Annotated in this window: 7 protein-coding genes; all 7 read right to left on the reverse strand. The window is 36.1% G+C overall.

The genetic code is table 11. The features are described from left to right. Positions 1-78: 78 nt before the first annotated feature. Entirely contained in the window at positions 79-1080 is a 1002-nt protein-coding gene (locus tag Q4534_RS23270; RefSeq protein WP_303615561.1) for a glycosyltransferase family 4 protein, read from the reverse strand. A gap of 216 nt (positions 1081-1296) precedes the next feature. Next, a complete protein-coding gene (locus Q4534_RS23275; protein WP_303615562.1) occupies positions 1297-2364 on the reverse strand; it encodes a glycosyltransferase in 1068 nt (355 codons plus the stop codon). Positions 2365-3134: 770 nt separating this feature from the next. Beyond that, positions 3135-4034: a polysaccharide deacetylase family protein gene (locus Q4534_RS23280; protein WP_303615563.1), complete on the reverse strand. Its 900-nt coding sequence runs from the start codon at positions 4032-4034 to the stop codon at positions 3135-3137. 19 nt (positions 4035-4053) lie between these two features. Next, complete coding sequence (locus tag Q4534_RS23285) at positions 4054-5673, reverse strand: GNAT family N-acetyltransferase (RefSeq protein ID WP_303615564.1); 1620 nt, start codon at positions 5671-5673, stop codon at positions 4054-4056. Between the two features lie 176 nt (positions 5674-5849). Then, positions 5850-7358, reverse strand: a complete 1509-nt coding sequence (locus tag Q4534_RS23290; RefSeq protein WP_303615565.1) for a GNAT family N-acetyltransferase — start codon at positions 7356-7358, stop codon at positions 5850-5852. A gap of 93 nt (positions 7359-7451) precedes the next feature. Beyond that, positions 7452-8564 carry a glycosyltransferase family 4 protein gene (locus Q4534_RS23295; protein ID WP_303615566.1) on the reverse strand — a complete coding sequence of 371 codons (1113 nt, stop codon included), beginning with the start codon at positions 8562-8564 and terminating at the stop codon, positions 7452-7454. Between the two features lie 601 nt (positions 8565-9165). Next, positions 9166-18630 (reverse strand): LamG-like jellyroll fold domain-containing protein, encoded by a 9465-nt coding sequence (locus Q4534_RS23300; RefSeq protein ID WP_303615567.1) that lies wholly within the window; start codon positions 18628-18630, stop codon positions 9166-9168. Between the last annotated feature and the right edge of the window lie 236 nt (positions 18631-18866).

Genomic DNA, 18866 nt, shown 5'->3' on the forward strand with positions numbered 1-18866 from the left:
TTACTGGTATACTTTCCCCTGGAATCACTGGTATACTTTGCTCTGGAATAGTGGTATACTATGGAGTGGAATACTCAACTAAGCAAGGGTAGATAAATAAATCTTTTTTAATTTTTCTGCAACTAATGGGAGGTCTAGTTTTAGTTCGATTAGTCTTTCTCTTCCCTTGCACTCTTTCATCTCAACCACCGACTTAATTTTTTCAGCAAGTTCAATAGGATCAAACCCGGTAATTGCATATCCTTCAGTATCTTCCAATAAATACCTTACATCTCCAACATCCGTAAATACCCCTTTACAATTACATGCCATTCCTTCTTTCACAACATTAGGAGATCCCTCTTCATAAGAACACATCACTAATACATCCACAGAATTTAAGTACTGAAATACTTGGTGATGTGGGATGGGGTATGGAGCTATAATTTCAATATCGGCTTTAGTCAGTTCCTCTCTTGCTTTTTCCAGAAGTTGATAGTTTTTTCGTGGGTCATTATGATTGCCTAAAAACAATGCATATTTCTTATTTTCGATCAAACCGAGCTCTTTTCTGAAATCATGATCTACAGGATAAAACTTATTTATATCTACTCCATTAGGCAGCACTTTTGATTTCTTTTTTTGCCAAACAAATTTTTCAATATTAGGAGATTTTGAAACAATTCTTTTTGTGAAAGGCTGAATTAATAAGGTCAAAAAAGTAAAATAGTTAAAATAAAAACGCTTCTTTTTGAAATCACTAATCCTTCCATAGGCATCGGTTCCCATTAAAGATAAAATTATTGGAATATTGGGAAAAGATAGAACTGCAACCCAAGCCGATAAAGTAAAGTGAGCATGAATTAAATCATAATCAGAATCTTTCAATAGTTTTTTTAATGGACCAATATTTGAAATATAGCCTTTCAAACCCTTTCCTGAAACTTTAAAATAATCCACTTCAACATTTTCTTTATTTAAAGAATCTCCCTGTACTTTAATAAAAGGTGCAACATCAAAATTTTTGAGATTACCCGAAGAGACAAATAGTACCTTCAATTTCTTGTCTACAATCGATTTTTTATTTTCCGTTAAGATCATTATTTGTTAGGCTAAATTAACACTCCACCGTTTATTAAAATAATATAAAAACAATTTTTAATAAATAAAATACCACACAAATAATTTCTATTTATATTTTTTTATTGTTTTACTATAAATACACTAGATCAATTTATTACAAACTACTATTAAAACAACCTCCACTTCATAAAATATAATAAAAACTCAGTATATTTACTATTTTAAATTGACTACTTATTTATTTAATAAATTAATATAGATTTTTCTAATTTTTTTTGCAACAATATTTGAATCTAGATCCACCGCTTTAATTTTATCTCTACCGTAGCAGGAATCCATCTCCATCACTTTATATATCGCATTTTCTAATTCTGTCTTATTTAGATTAATTATTGCATATCCCTTTACGCCTTCAACAATATTTCTCACATCACCTACATCGGTAAATACCCCTTTACAATTGGATGCCAAAGCTTCTTTAACTACGTTGGGAGAGCCTTCTTTTACAGAACACATTACCAAAACATCAACTGTAGAAAGTAACTTCACAACTACTTCATGACTCACGGGGTAAGGGTTGATTATTTCAATATCAGATTGTTTTAACTTTTCTCTCAGTCCTTCCAAAAGCCTAAAATTTTTATTAATATCCTTAGGGTTTCCTAAAAACAAGACATATTTTTTATCAGGAATGAGTCCAAGCTCTTTTGCATAACTAACCCTCTTACCATCGAATTTCTTTAAATTAACACCATTAGGTAAGATAATACTTTTATTCTTTAGCCATACATGCCGTTCAATATTTGGGGACTTTGTAATAATGAAGGAAACGAAAGGCTGAATCATAATTGTCAATAGTGTAAGGTATTTATTATAGATTTTAACCTTACTGAACTTTTTTAACCTTCCAAAGGCATCCGTCCCCATTATTGACAATACAATGGGAGATTTGGGTAAGGACAAGACTACTACCCATGCTGATAAAGTGAAATGCGCATGAATAAGGTCAAACTTTCTGTTTTTTAAAAATCTCCTAAGTTCTGAGATATTTTTCAAATACCCCAAAATCCCCTTACCTCTTATTTTAAAATAGGTTACATTAATGTTTTCCGATTTTAAAGATTCACCTTGAACTTTTATAAAAGGAGCAATGTCAATTTTTTTCATGTTCCCGGAGGAGACAAAAAGGACTTCTAGCAATTCCTCTTTATTCTCAACCTTAGTTGTATCAGAATTTATTTTGGTAGAAGAAGATGGAAGTTGATCTCCAATTAAATTTTGTTCATTTAAAAAATGTTTCATCAGAAGTAAATATTATCAACCATTCAACTATAACTTTCCCCTAACCTTCCAACTTTTAGTAGTAACACTTCAAATTTATGCGGTAATAAACGATTATTATTGTCGATTAATTACGGTTTTAAATTAGTGGGCTTAATTTATTATTCAATTGCCTATCAATTAATCCTAAAAGAATCTTGGTATGCAAACAATCCATTTACTAATACTAACGCTCGTTTCCAACCTTTTGTTTTGCAGGCAATCAATCAATTAAAAGACTATACTTTTTGGTCATATCTCTATAATAAGGCCTGTGATTTTAACCTTATTCTATTTTTAGACAAGTGATCAATTGACATAAGTATTGAACTTTCTCTAAAATTAATACAATTTTTGATATTATTATCCAAAGTCATATAATTTTAATCCAAATTATATTTAATTGGCCACAATGGATAGAAATTATGTAAAAAAGTCGTTTGAAAATGGTGAAAAAATACTGTTTTCGCAAAATTCACAATTCTTTACCAACAATTAAACTAACCATTGGCTTGCAGACTCCTCTTCAATTATTAAATCACTACCTTAACTAAAAGCCTAACGTATCGGTAGATTAACTGATATCTCTTGCAATTCAACTTTCTCAACAATCTAATTCTCAAGCTAACCACTTATTAGTCCTAATTCAACTATCAATTTTGGTGGGATTAAAACAGGAATTTTAAAAGCCAACAAAGCTTATCCAGCTTAATCCCTGCTAACTCATCTTTCAATAAAGAAAACAAATAGTATTAAAAAACTTTTAAGGTATTTTTATGCCAAACGCCAACCATTCGACAAATATTCTCCGCTTTTGAAGCTCCTTCTAATATACCTATTCGAGGTAAATTGAATTTCGAATTAAGGGATTGAGGGCTCAAATACTCAGGTTTATTAGAGAAGCCAATTTGAAAATCCTCCTTCTTTAAGGCATTCATTTCTCGCACACCATAATCCCCATTAGGATAAGCAAAAGTATCTATTTGATAATTTATCCAAGCGAACACTTTCTTCTTATTGACCGTAATTTCCGATTCCAATTCGTCATCACTGCAATTAGGCAATATAGGATGAGTATGACTGTGTCCTCCAATGCTAATCCAAGGTGAAGCGGCGATTGATTGAATTTCAGAAATGGTCATGGCTTCCCTTGGCAAGTTTATTTTTTTCTTAATTTCGGTAATTACCGCCAACCTTTCTGCATTGGGTACGTTTTTCAACATTTTAGATGGGAGATAACCCATACCTAATCTTTTGGCTTTCTTTGCATAGCTAAACCAATAATTACCCGATTCGATAGCTTCTGTAGGTACGAAAATTGTGATAGGAATTTTATAATTATTGGCCACCTCTGCAACATTAGCAAAGTTTGACGCCCACCCATCATCTGCGGTTAATAGAACTGCACCTTTGGGAAAGGACATTGATCCATTTATTATCTTCTTTAAGTCATCCACCCCAATAAACTTAAATCCATTTTTTGTGAACCATTTAATAATAAATTCAAATTCCTTCTTAGACGGATTATGGAAGTAAATTGATAAAATAAAATCTCCTTTTAAAGCTTTCTTTTTGGCTCGATTAACTAAACCAATCAAAATAAAAACCCAGGCTACAAAATAAGCCAAAACATTTCTTAATTTAAATTTCATTCTGTTATAATTAATTAACCTATCCATTTAACCTTAACTTAAGGTGTTTCTTCAATTTGTTTTGACTGGAACAAAATTGAAGTTGAACAGGAAATGGCACATCAACTTTCTTTATGACTGAGTACAATAAATGCTGTGTCTCAGAAAGGTATTGGCTTTGATAATAGGAAAAAGCCAATACACCTGAATTTATATTTTTGCCTTGTGAGGAGGAGAGTTCCCCTAAGCTTACATTCGAAGGGACATACCAAAGAACAGCGCATAAATAATCACCAAACATAAGACAGAAAAAACAATGCCCTATTTCTATTCTTTTCATGCAATCATATAAAAAATCTTTTCTTGTTATTATCCCCTTAGACTCATCAAAATTTAATAAATCAGCCATTTTGTTTTCGCTAATTTTATAACCTTTTGGCAGTTCCTCTTTACCTATAGAATTTAGTGTAAGGTAAGTTTTAGATTGAGAACTAAAAACCCGATTAATTCCATCGCATTCAAAAAATTCTAACCCCTTTTTTGACAATAAATCATACTTTTTTTTGCCATTTTGAATTTGTTGTACAATTTTAAAAGATTGATAATTTCGTTTCAAAAGAACTTCTAATAGGCCTTTTAATTTACCTTTAATAGCATCTCTCAGCAATTCATTTTTTACTTTTAAGGGAGTTAAAACCTTAAGTTCATAAGCTTCCTGAGAGCTGTTGGACAACTTTTCTTTATAACCTTTTGCTCCTCCCGGGGTTAAATCGAAATAATTAATCCCTGCATTTCCCAGTTCGATTCCAAGCATTAGAAAATGTAATATCCCTGGAGAGTATTTAGCATAAAAGGGGGAGTGTGAATTAATTCCCTGCAAATGGATCATTTCCTTTCCTGCAATACCGGCATTTGAAGCAATTATTTCTTCATCCAATTTTAATATACTCACGTGTAAAAGTCCCAATTCAAAAAGGCGAATAAGAAAATCTTTTCTTTCAGTTTCTAATTGAAATATTACCTTATCATACATGGCACCTTTTCTAAAATCACTCTGTAAGATCAATTCATCAATGATGTTTAAGAATTCATCAATAGTAGAAATAACTTCAAAACTTAAATCGCCTTTTCTTCTCAGCCTATTAATTTTCTCTTTTCTATTTTTTTTCTTCAATTCTTGGGCCAATAATTTTTCATTACTCACCATTAAAGGTTGAAGATGGGTTTTTAAAATCACCTCTTTACTCCACTTTGACTCCATACTAAATCGTTCAACAGGAGATCTTGGCGGTAAATATTTTAAAAGGAATGGCTTATTCGGAAAAACCATTTTAATAAGCTTAATCGATGATTCAAGAACAGAATAACTGTCCTCTGTAGTCGAAAGCCAAACTTGATACTCCGCCTGATTGGTTCCCGCTGCTGTAATCTCCCCTTTATTATTAATAGTCAAGGAAAATATACCTTTAAGCTTACGTCCATCCCAATCCGTTAATAAGATTGAAGGGTATTTATTATATATGGAATACCATGTTAAAACAAATTCCTTACTTTGAAATACCGTAGCCCAAGGGCAAAGACTGAAAAGTTGGTCCCACGCTTCTAAGAATTTTTCATCTTTAAATAAATCGTTAGCCTTCTCACCTAAGAAAATTTTCATCCCTGTTTTTTATTTACTTAAGTTTAATGAAAAGCAGCTAGTTTTACCAATCTATACCTCTAAATTTTATATACCTCAGCCGAAATATTTCCTCATCATTTATTAAAAAGATGAGAATTTTTTGTGAAGTTTTCGCGAACCTTGGAAACTTTTCCCATTTTTATGGATAGCGCTAATTATCCGTTCAATGAATTGAGAATTGCTGTAGCTGTTTTTAATAGCTCTTCTTTGTGTGCCGCTACCACTGGGTGATTGTAATAATCCTCATTAATTACTAGGACAGTTTTATTGTCTACTGAATTGTCTACGTTCTCATGAAACCAAATGCAGAATAACAATTTACTATCATCAGCCCAAGAAATAAACTTTTCACCAGCTTCTACTTTTTTAAATGCATTTGAAAGAAAATCCCATCTTGAGGTACCTAAATAATCGTCATACATTAATAAATGCTTAATATTATTTGTGACCATTTCGATAGGCACCTTAGATTCCTCCAACTGTTTTACCTTTTTTGGAACAATGCTATTTTTGAATTCTTTCACCTTCAATTTAATGAGGTGTTTTGACCGTTTTACCTTCAAATTGAAATCCATGGATCGAACTCCTCTTGACAATAAAAAGGCATGAAATTTTTTCCGAATATCTATTTTCGCTTTAAAAAGTGGATCCTGACTTATGGTAAGTTCATATACTTCATCAGCATTGGAAGCCATTCGCTCTTTGTAACCATCTCCCCCCGGTGAAAGGTCAAAATATTCAAAACCCTGTTCTTCTAGATACTTGCTCAAAATAAAAAGATGAACTAATCCGGGTGAATGTTTGGAATAAAAGGGAGAATAGGTAATTAAGCCCGATAGGTGCATCCAAAATTTAGATTTCATACCTATAATGCATGAAGTGATAACATCATCCAATTTTAAAACAGATACATGAAGTATATTTTGCTTAAAAAGCGACACAAAGAGGGGTCGCCTTAACTCGTTTGACTGAGAGGGGATTTTATTAAATAATGCACCTTGTCTAAAATCATAAAGATCCATAACTTCATCATACACTTCAATGAATCTATTGACCTCAATAATTTCTTCAAAATCCATCTTTCCTGCTCTCCTAAATCGATTGTACTTTGCCTTTAAATGCCTTTTTTTCATAACATCCTTGAATTTTGGATGTGACATCTGTAATAAAGGTCTATGGTATTCTTGAATTACACTTACTTTCTTCCATTTGCTATTTCTATATATCCAAGAAAGACTATTGTAAGAGGGTACGAAGCGAAAAATCAGTTTACTGTTAGGGTAATCTTTAAGAATAAGACTGAAAGCTTTTGTCAAAAATCGTTCATCATCACCTTCCTTTACAAGCCATGTTTGATACTCAGCATCGTATTCGCCAACGCCTACAATCTTAGCATGATGACTTTTTATTTTTCCGTTCGACTCTTTTTTGACCGCCAAGAACACCGCAGCATTTAGCCTAAAACCATCTTGATCGATTGCTACCAATGGCAAATATTCTGAAACTTTAGTTTGATACCAAGATTTAATGAAGACAGGGTTCTGGAAAACAGTCGTCCCAATGCTTTCCTCAAACAGATTGGTGAGCCTTTCAATAAAAGCCGGTTCTTCTAATAAATTTAAAACCTCCTGCCCTTTAACTACTCGTATATTTTCTTGATTCATTACTTGCATTTATATTTTTGGCATTAGAACGAACAAATTATTATGGTTCAATTTCTCATGTATTTTTAGCCCAATATGGCAGAATGGCGGTTTTTAATCATTTAAAACTTCCTCATATAAATTTAAAAAGTTCTCCCCCATTTTTTGAATAGTAAAACTGTTCTGGATTTTCCCTTGCCCTGCCTTTCCATATTTCATCCTTTTATCAGGATGATCCAATAGATCAACAATGGACTTTGCTATTTCATCATCTGATTCTTGGGTAATTAAAATACCATTTTCACCCGGAGCTATTAATTCCTTTGTTCCACCGGCATCATTGGCAATTACCGGCAATCCTAAGGCCATGTATTCTATTATTGCATTAGAAATCCCCTCCCCATGTACTTTCTTATTCGAGATCAAAACGCCAATATCACAAGCATTCACTAAATCTTCTACGTCATAAATAAGTCCTGTCATGATTAAATTTGGATGTCCGTCGGCCAATTCCAGACACCTTTGGTATAGGCTATTCTTTCCCTTATGATAGTAACCTGCACCGATAAAACTCACGTCATTCCGAATGGTAAGTATTTTTTTAGCAATTCTAAAAAACCTTTCATAATCTTTATTTTTAGAAAAAGTAGCTACCATTACTACTGCAAAGGGTGTTTTTATATTGTATTTTTCTTTTGTTGCTGATTGATCAGCCATATTATTAAAGCGATTTAGGTTTACTCCATTGTAAATCACTCTGGATTTATCCTTTGGCGGATTATATGATTCTATGCCCGCCAAAGAATTGGATAAAATAATACTTGATTGCCAAAAATTTAATTTATCGATAAATCTATTCTTTAGAGAAATATTAGGAGAAGCATTCGTAATCTGGCCATTTATGAGGGGAATTCTTTTTATCACCCTAGTTGGTAATACATAAAGTGTTTGCATGCGACCCCAAGTATGGATAAGGTCCGGTTGGAATTCAGAGGCTATTTCCATTAAAGAGTAGGGAAAGCTAATTACACCCAAATACTTCTTTTTCTTAATGACCTTTAAGGGTATTTCAAGCTGTTTGAAGGCTGGGAAATGTATATTATCTCCTGTTGTTACAACTATCATTTCATATTTTCCGGAGTTTTTCAGGAAAGTGAGAAGTTCCATAAATCTTCTTTCTTTACCTCCTGCCACTAGGGCTCCAATAAAAAATAAAATTCTCTTCATAAATAATTCTGTTTTGAGTTAACCCGAAATGCAATAGATTTTCTATTACTTTATAAAATATGGTCATGTAAACTCCCCATGAGCACCAATCTTAACTATTGAAACTTCTTAAAATCCCACCATCTAAGTTGGGTTAATTTATGGAACTATAATCATTGAATTTTTACCCGGATAAGTTAATGATATTAGAGGTGCATGCTTCAAGCACAATAAAATCAGGTTATTTGGAGATTTTAGCATCGCAAGGGATAATAGCATTTGTAATAGCGATAAAATGGATGATTTTGAAGTAATTTCAGCCCATAACAACCCAATAGGTTATCTATTACATAGATTTGGGTATAATATATAAATTTCTCCCATTAAATGCACTGAACCACAAAAACTACTTGGCCTATACCTAACAATACCATTAAAGTAAATCCATTTCATATTGAATTTTTCTGAATATAGGTTTAATTTTTGGGTACCACAGCACCTTCTCTTCGCCTCATTAGTCCTACAATGTTTAGGTGATCCTAGTAAAATTCACAAAGACCGCCTCTAAATTACTCCAAGAGACGGTCTTTTATGTATTTATTGTTGAAATCTAATTCTTCAATTATTCTTTAAAGAATTTGAATAAGGATTGCCTGCCATCTCTATTAACCAATAATAGATGAATTCCCTGAGACAAGTAATATTTAGAAATATTAATTGATAAAACTTCATTTTTAATGTCAAATTCTCCATTCATCATTTGTACACCCTTCATATCGAAAAGATAAATCTGCACTTTACCTTCCAACTCACCGGGCATTTCAAGGTTAATCACTTCATCTACAGGGTTGGGATATATACGTGTTGACCACCCCATATCCACTTGGTCAGACATAATATCTAAACCTGTTTCATTCTCAGAAATTGAATTGAAATTCGGCATTACTCGAAGATTTTGACTTGGGTTTGCTAGACTTGCAATTTCACTTCCACTAAGTGCTCTTTTATAAAGCCTAATCTCATCGAGATCACCCGCCCACCTATTATTTCCATATTTGGCACCTATCTGCAATTCTGTGGTGTTTGAATTAATCTGTAATGGAGAATAGGTAGCTGAATTATCTTCCACACCATTGATGTAGATCTTAGAGGTGGTTCCATCAAATGTGACAGCCACATGAGACCATGTTTGACCATCCGCAATATAATCTCCACTAGAATTAATCCTATAATCTGTCCCACTGCTTTCTCTGTTTATTCTGAACTCTAGCTTTCCTGTTTCGAAAATACTAAACTCGTACCCATCCGGGCCGGACTTCGAAAGGATTTGCTTTCTTTGAATCGCTGTAGGCTTAATCCAAGCGGCAATTGTGATTGCCTCATTGATATCAAGGGTTGAATTATGAGGAACAGATGCATACCTATTGATAGACCCAGTCAACCTTAATGCTTGCCCCACCTTCCCGGGCACCAAGCTTACTCCTGAGGTATTTTGAATGGTTGCATCATTGCCTTTGCCGGAATAATCTATCAAGGTATTACCACTGCCATTCTCCATGGTCCAATGACCAACCAAATCATCGTCAATGGCTTCAGTCGTTGTAGTAAAATCCCATACCTGTGACCAGGGGGAATCTCCTGCACTGTTGGAAGCTGCCACTCTCCAATAATATGTAGTGTTATAATCCAATTGGGGCATGGAGTATGAAGTCTCCACTAAATTTGATATGGTAGTTTCACCGATAGAGAAAGCCAGATCCTCTGCGAATTGTACATTATAGTTATCTGCAAAGTCTACCGGATCCCAGTTTAGAATTACCCCTGATGGTTCAAGACCACTAATCCCGCTGATAGGCATGTTCAACTGGGGAGCAATGGGCATATCAGGCGACCCATCGAAAATCTCAAATATTTCCTGAGCCGTCAAAGCTTCATTATAAAGTCTTACTTCATCCAATTCACCTCCCCATCTTTCCTCTCCATTTTTGGCTCCAATCTGCAATTCTGAGGCATTGGATATTATTTGAATTGGGGAATAGGTTACCGAAACATCCTCTAGCCCATTGATATAAATTTTGGAAGTAGTTCCGTCAAAGCTTGCAGCAACATGCATCCAAGTTTGGCCATCTGTCGGATAATCAGTATTAGAAAGTAAGGTATAATTATTACCTCCACTTTCTCGGTTAAAGCTAAATTCAATTTTACCATTTCCTAAGACACTCAGCTCATACCCATCAGGCAAAGCTTTGGTTAAAATGCGTTTTTCTCCCAGTCTTGATGGCCTTATCCATGCAGCTATCGTAATTTCTTCTGTTATGTCTAAAGAAGGATTATCCGGTACTGCTCCAAACCTGCCAACCAGCCCGTTTAAACTTAAAGCAAGCCCTTCCTTGCCCGTCACCCATGTAATTCCTGAGGGATCGGCTAAGATGGCATTATTCCCTAAACCTGAATAATCATTAAGCATATTACCTGACCCCTCTTCCATTTTCCAATAACCGACCAGTTTAACAATTTCTTCAGTTGTAAAACTCCAGACTTGTGACCAAGGAGAATAGCCCTCTTCATTTGAAGCAATTACCCTCCAGAAATAAGTTGTATTCGATTTCAATTCCGGCAAATTAAATTCATCACCGGAAAGATCAGTCTCCTCAATCAATGCTCCTGAGAAATCCGGATATTCAGAAACTTGAACCCAAAATTCATCTGCTGAAGCCGGTGCTTCCCAGTTCAATGTGAGGTTTGAATTGGAAACATCTGTAGAAAAATTCTCAGGAAATGTCAGAAGTGGGGCAGTAGGTTCATTTGGAACACTGGAAGTCCCATTGTAAAGGTCATTTACTTCTTGATTGTTCAAGGCTCCCCTATAAAGTCGGACTTCATCAAGATCACCCACCCACCTATTGTTTCCATATTTGGCTCCAATCTGTAATTCGGTAGTATTGGAATTAATTTGTACCAGTGGATAGGATTCAGAATTGTCTTCTACCCCATTGATATAGATTGTTGAAGTAGTCCCATCAAAGGTCGCGACAACATGCATCCAGGTCTCACCATCGCTAGGATAGTCTGTATTGGAATAAATCCTATAGTTAGTCCCACTACTTTCCCTATTAAACCTAAATTCTAATTTACCATTTTCAACAATACTAAATTCGTAACCATCAGGACCTGACTTAGAAAGAATACGCTTTCTATAGACTCCTTCAGGTTTAATCCAAGCTGCAATAGTAATTGCTTCTGTAATGTCCAAAGTAGTGTTATGAGGAACAGATGCGTACCGGTTTAAAGAACCATTCATTCTTAAGGCTAATCCATCAATTCCACTTACCCATGAAATTCCAGAGGTAGATTGAAGATTGGCATTATTCCCATTTCCTGAATGGTCTATTAATGTACTACCACTTTCTTCTTCCATTTTCCAATAACCTACCAAATCAGCACTTCCGGATATTACTTCTGCTGTATTAAAGCTCCAAATCTCAGACCAAGGCGAACTACCATTCTGATTGGTCGCTGCCACTCTCCAGTAATAGGTTGTATTGGGTTGAAGCTCATCAACAGTATATGAATCATCTGAAACCCCAACCTCATCGACCAGTAGCGCGGTAAATTGAGAGTTTTGAGAGACCTGAATATTGTATTCACTTGCAGACTCTGAACCATTCCAACTTAAATTCAAGTTTAAATTAGACAAATTATTGGTGTTGTTTTCGGGTAAGGCAAGCACAGGCGTTGGCGGTGCTTCTGTAACAAGGGTTTCTCCATTGTATAAGGAAAAGATTTCCTGATCATTTAACGCTCCATCATAAAGCCTCACTTCGTCAAGATCACCTTCCCATCTATTATCCCCATATTTAGCGCCAATCTGTAACTCCGTTGTATTTGAATTGATCGTAACAGGGAAATAAGATGTAGCGTTATCTTCAATTCCATCGACATAAATTTTTGAGGCGGTTCCGTCAAATGTTACTGCCACATGCATCCATGTTTGGCCATCTGAGGGATAATCAGAGCTAGAATAAAGCATATACTCTGTACCACTGCTTTCCCTGTTGAATCGGAATTCCAATTTACCATTTTCAGAAATTGAAAACTCATATCCATCAGGCCCAGATTTGGACAATATTCGTTTTCTATTTACTCCATTAGGTTTTATCCAAGCTGCGATAGTAATGGCTTCTGTGATATCCAATGTGGAATTGTGAGCTACTGATGCATATCTATTTAAAGAACCTGTCATTCTTAAAGCCAGACCATCTACTCCAGTTACCCATGAAATCCCATAATTATTTTGGATCGTTGCATTATTATTTTTCCCTGAATAATCAATGAGCGTATTCCCACTTCCCTCTTCCATTTTCCAGTAACCAACCAATTCAGAGGAAGACAACTGGTCAGGAGCGGTTGTAAAGGACCATTCTGAAGACCAAGGCCCATCTTCTTCCGCAGTATTGGTAGCTGCTACTCTCCAATAATATTCAGTGTTTGAAAGTAATGTCGGGGTAGTAAAGTTTGTTCCGGAAATATTTTGATCATTGACTACGGTCGTAGAGAAATCTGAATCCAATGAAATTTGCACTTTATAGGTTGAGGCTAAAGCTTCTTCTTCCCAACTCAACACTAAAATTCTTGAATGATCGGCAGATCCATTTACCGGGCTTACATGCACAGGAGCAGCAGGCACACCTACGGTTGTTTCTTTAGTTGTAAAACTTCTTACCTCTGACCAAATTGATTCCCCTTCCTCATTGGAAGCAGCAACTCTCCAATAATAAGTCGTGAGATCTTGAAGTTCGGGCGTAGTAAAAGAGGTTTCTGTAATACCTTGAGCATCAGTAATGGTGCTAGTAAAGTTTGAATTAATCGAAATCTGCACCCGATATTCAGTCGCTAAAGATTCACTCTGCCAACTTAATTCCGAAATATTATCAATATTGGTAGCTTGATTTTCAGGCGAAATTATTGCCGGTGCATTAGGAATAACTCCCGGAATATACCCTTCAATAGGAAATTCAACAATTGCCCCCTCACCATACTCAACCACCAATTTAGCATCAAGGTTTTCTTTGGATCCATTATAGGACAGATGGATAGGGTTGGAGCTATTGGCTATCAATATTGAGTGACTAAATGGTTCAGTTACAAATTCAAAATCGGAAGCATCGACTCCTTCCACATGCATTTCCCTAATATAAATTGCTTGATTTCCTCCTGAAACATTTAAAGCTGTCACTATTTCCCCCTCACTATTTACTTTTAAATTTTCCCCAGTAGATATTATACTTCCTGACAAGGATTGGCCTTTTGGATTATTTATTCCTAAATACTCCATGTTTTTCTGATTCCCTCCTCCTCTTATTGGGGAACCTCCCGTGACAAACAATCCATTTCCTGACACGATCCCTTGGGTGCCATGTCTTGGGAAGTTCAATTCCAATCCGTTTGACCAAGATTGGGTAGCTGGATTAAAGATTTCAGTAGTAGTTAAGGCGTCAGTCGAATTGGATATTTCACCACCGGCAATTAGCAGTTGTTCATTAAAGTTCGCTGCAAAGGCTGCCCCCCTAGGTGTTGGGATATTTAGGGAACTTGGTAAAGTGGACCAGGTTTGGGTATCAAAATCAAATACATCCACCTCTGGGACCAAAGGAGCAAAAACTCCTTCAACTCCTCCGGTCAATCTCCCCCCAGCTGCGTATAATTTATCACCAATCACTACCCCGTGAAAATGATCCCTTGGCCTTGGAGCATCTGGAAGAATGGTCCAAGTACCCGTGGCAGGATCGTATTCATCAAAATAGGAAACATACCCATCGTTATGACCGGAAGTATTGCCGCCGATTAAATAAAATTTATCATTATACATGACCAATCCTGCTGACCCACGTCTTCTTCCCTGAGGTATTTCAGGCCCCATGATATACTCTTCGTTTATAGGATCAAATATCCAGATATTTGAAGCCGGGCTTTCATTAGGGAAAGCATTATTCTCAAAGGCTCCAATAACCCAAATATATCCCTTATAACTTATGCCTTGAAAATGGTTGAAACTATGGGGAGATACAGAATCCAATAAACTCCATGAATCCGCTTCAAAATCATACTTGTTAATACTTTTAGAATTCTCCCGTCCTCCTACTAAATAAAAGAACTTCCCTACTTGAACAAAGGCATTTTCATGTCTTGCAGTATAATTTTGGTTTTCATTACTGATTTTCCAATTTTGTTGTTCAATTGTCCAAGTGAAGTTAAATAATTCAACATTTTGAACTGGATAATTGGAATCTTCTATTTGTATTGTTATTTGATAGGGAGAACCCGCAATAGCACTTTCATCTACAGTACCATAAATCCTACCATTAACCTCTTCTATATCTATTCCTGGTGGTAAGTTGGTAGCAGTGTAATAAAGTGCACCTACTCCTCCTTCAGCCATGATTCTTAAAGTTCCATCCAATACCTCTCCTACACTACTCAACTGATCTTCTATTTCTTGAACGATAATTATAGGGTCGGATACCTGCGTACCCGAAATTTCAATGGCATGAACAATTGGATTTCCCGTTTGTTTAACAAATTCAATATCCAGTACACCATCTGTAACAGTGACAGGAATTTGCTCCATCCCACCAATTCCATGACCAAATTGAACAACCAAGTCAAGGTCATCTAATTCAAGTGCATCTTCAATTTTAACATCAAAAACCCTTGCCCCAACGGTAGAACTTTCATTGGAGCCATTTCCCATATATAAATTAACGTTATAATCCCCATTCGTCACAGGGATGCTATAAATCATATTTTCTGAACTTGAATTTTCTCTTGCACTACCAAAAATTTCAGAAAACGTATTACTATTGATGTAAGAAGGAATCGATGAATGTTTATTTAAAAAATCAAAAACAGTTGATTTAGCAGTGCCCACATTGACAGCATACCCTTCTCCTTCATAGGCTCCATCCATAATATTTTCATTCCAATTAGGCGATGTACCTTCTCCGGAAACGGCTTCACCTCCAGCATTTACCCTATACAAAATCTGTTCTGCAGGTATAACTTCTACCATAAAGGATTGCTCTGCAAAATAGCCATCCTGATCAGTAGCGCGAAGAACAATCTCCGTAGAGTCCGGTTGGTTGGCAAAAGTCAATGTAAGTTGACTTCCTGAAATAGTAGCTCCAAAGGCAGAATTGCTATTTGTTAAAGTAAAGTTAAGATTTTCAACCCCATTATTATCATTAAAATATTCCGTTAAATCGAATATTTTATCCGCAGCTCCTACCTGTTTCGTAAGATTCAAAAAATTATTAATTGGATAAGGCTGATCTGCAGTTACATTAAAATAATCGTAGGTAGCCATAAACTCTACCCCTTGCTGACCAGAGGTTCCATATACCCCAATTGCCAAAGGAAGAGAATTGTCTGTGACAATATTTAATAATGGATCACTAAGAGCTTTGGTACCTAAACTGATAGAGGGACGATTTCCTATCTGGATGATTGGTTCTACTATTCCAAATACTGAAGATACTCTTAAAATAAACTCAACCTTTTCATTTGAATTAGGCCTATCCCCCTCATCTATCTGAAGCATAAGCGGATTCGGGTCCGGAACATCATCAACTTCCAAAGCCGCCACAATATGGGTTTTGGTAAACACAAATTTCAAAAAGTTCTCTTGTGTACCATCTCCTATTTGAATACCTAATTCTCCATTGTGATCGATATTGTAAAACATCTGAGGCCCATCTAAACCAAGAAGGCCTGCCTTGATCAAAAACTCACCGGTTTCTAAACTTACATTCGCCCCCATTTGAAAGCCCTTGTCCTGATTATTTGAAGACCCGTTGGCTGTACCGCCTGTAACTGCAATTTGGATAGCACCGGCAGCTCCCCCGTAAATATCATTTGGCAATGGACCTTCACCTAAAACATCCAGCCAATTTAGCCAATTAGGATTGGCTTCACCATTATTCATCAAACCTGTTAAACCTAGACCTAAATAACCAAATGGTCTACCTAGTTCATCTGTATTGTCTGAAAATAATTCGTTGTCAATAGGAAGATTTGTAGGATTCCCCAATTGGAAAGGATCATCTTCATCCAAAACACCATCATCATCATCGTCGGGATCATTAAGATCAGAAATAAGATCACCGTCAAAATCTGTAGGAATGGAAGCTCCTGAACAATAATCAGTCTCGTTGTCAATTTCATCTTGATTGGTAAATCCATCATTATCATAATCTGCATCAGGGTCAAACAATGGATCACTTGACTCAGGGCAAAAAGCCAAATCGGCAGGTGTAAAAATACTTACCCTATCATCAAAGGTGGCTACCCAAATTGTTCCAGGAAAAATTTCATCATCCCCATTGGCAGTAATCCCTAAAGCATTTCCACCATTAAGATTCCATTTATTTTCAAAGAGATCATCCAAAGACCCATCAGGGTTTAAAGTAACCAAGTGAAGTCTACCTCCATTTCTTCCGGCAATAATAGCCCCTTTAATTGCGCCTCCGAAAGCTGAAGAAGTATATTCAGCTATGGCATTGGTATTGATTGGCCACATTGTTACGAATTCCGGCTGTGGTCCATTAGGGTTATTCAAGTCAGGCGCCCTGAAATCACCATGCGCCGGATTTGCAAGGCTCAAAGGAACCGGAGGCCAGTTAGCTGGCAAGGTAGTCGCCACATAGTCTAAAAATCCGGCTTCATTTGGAGCAACAGGTGCTAAAATCTGGGTTCTAAATACTTCGTTTTGTGAATAGGAAGGGTATACATATTCCCAGCTATAATAATCGTCTGTGCTTTTGGTATAAAGTCCTGCTCCACCAGGGTTAAACGGAAATGAAGCACCTATTGTGTAAGGATTGCCAGGGTTTGCGCGTATGGGTGAGGGATGCCCACCATAATAGGAGCCAAATTGATAGTTATCAATATCATTAGTAACCATCATAAGATGGTCTCTATTGGTAACATATTCACCGGATATGGCCGGATTCGTAGGATTATTCCCTAATTCACCCAACACATAATTATTGGTTACAATACCGGAATTACCTTCATTTTCAGGCAAACCTCCCCAGTTTTCGTTAGGACCATTATCTGTTACAAAAACCTGCCCGGCCTCGGTTACTAACACATCATAGGTATTTCTATAACCACCTGAGAACACTTGTACAGGCCCCCCTACCACCTGCATCCCCATATTTAAACCATCATTACCTCCAAAAGGATCTCCTACATCAACACCATCATAAGTTGGATCATTAGGATCATAAACTCCATTTACATTTTCCCTAAAAGGATCATCTAAGGTTGGTATATCATATTTAAATTTCCTACCGGAATTAGCGTCCGTTTGGGTCGGAAAAGCGTTTATGGCATTCAAGTCAATGGATAATATAGCCGCAGAAAGTGCATATTCATTCGTCCATGCGAAATTAGTACTGGGAGAACCTGCATTGGTGTTACCACCACTCGCAACCAAAAGATAAGGTTTGCCATTGATTGTACTTAAAACCAAACCATTTGTAGAATGGTTTTCCTCCGACCTCGGTAGACCCCTAACCAAGTCGATGACATCCCAATTAGACCCCGTCCAAGTTAACCTAGTAATGACACCTGAGTTAGTATCAATGGCCTTGTCCCCTGAGGGCCCTCCCCACTTTGGATCACTTGATCCAATATAAATAATCGGGTTGGACGTTGTACCTTCAACGGTTATTCCAGTCAGTTGCCTTGTACTCCTTGCATCCCTTGACAGGATACCTATATCATCGTGATTAGGAATACTCTGAACCCCTAACAAGGTTTCATAGTCGGTTACGGAGTAAATGTTCTGTCCAGTTTTTTCTATGGTGTAAATTCTAATCTCCCCCTTGAGGTCGGCTAGATACAACCTTCCATCAGGACCAAATTCCAAGGCAGTACCTTTATCCGGTTGTGGAAACCCATTAAACTGAAGCGTAGAAATATCAAAGGGCACATCCTGAGCAAACAAGGACTGACCAATAAACATAATAATAGCAAAGAGTAGCAGATACTTTGCCGAGGAGAGGGAGTTTGGCAAAACGGACATACCTAAATAATTTATATAAAAACTAATAAAAATAAAATTATCCTAAATAATATATTGGTCAGAAACCAAAGGCAAGCGCAGTATCGTAAAGTTAATAATATATATAACAAATACAAAAAAATTATCTATAAATACATAAAAGCGTATATATTAAGCTTGATGTATTTTTTGAGCATATATCCAAATTTATCGTAGAAAAAATCACCTCCCCTTAAACCCAAACAATAACAATTAAT

The organism is Cyclobacterium sp. 1_MG-2023 (assembly GCF_030546805.1).
Classification (GTDB): Bacteria; Bacteroidota; Bacteroidia; order Cytophagales; family Cyclobacteriaceae; genus Cyclobacterium.

Excerpts from the sequence above, each read along its gene's own strand:
- Q4534_RS23270 (WP_303615561.1), bottom strand. The coding sequence starts at position 1,080 with ATGATCTTAACGGAAAATAAAAAATCGATTGTAGACAAGAAATTGAAG.
- Q4534_RS23275 (WP_303615562.1), bottom strand. The coding sequence starts at position 2,364 with ATGAAACATTTTTTAAATGAACAAAATTTAATTGGAGATCAACTTCCA.
- Q4534_RS23280 (WP_303615563.1), bottom strand. The coding sequence starts at position 4,034 with ATGAAATTTAAATTAAGAAATGTTTTGGCTTATTTTGTAGCCTGGGTT.
- Q4534_RS23285 (WP_303615564.1), bottom strand. The coding sequence starts at position 5,673 with ATGAAAATTTTCTTAGGTGAGAAGGCTAACGATTTATTTAAAGATGAA.
- Q4534_RS23290 (WP_303615565.1), bottom strand. The coding sequence starts at position 7,358 with ATGAATCAAGAAAATATACGAGTAGTTAAAGGGCAGGAGGTTTTAAAT.
- Q4534_RS23295 (WP_303615566.1), bottom strand. The coding sequence starts at position 8,564 with ATGAAGAGAATTTTATTTTTTATTGGAGCCCTAGTGGCAGGAGGTAAA.
- Q4534_RS23300 (WP_303615567.1), bottom strand. The coding sequence starts at position 18,630 with ATGTCCGTTTTGCCAAACTCCCTCTCCTCGGCAAAGTATCTGCTACTC.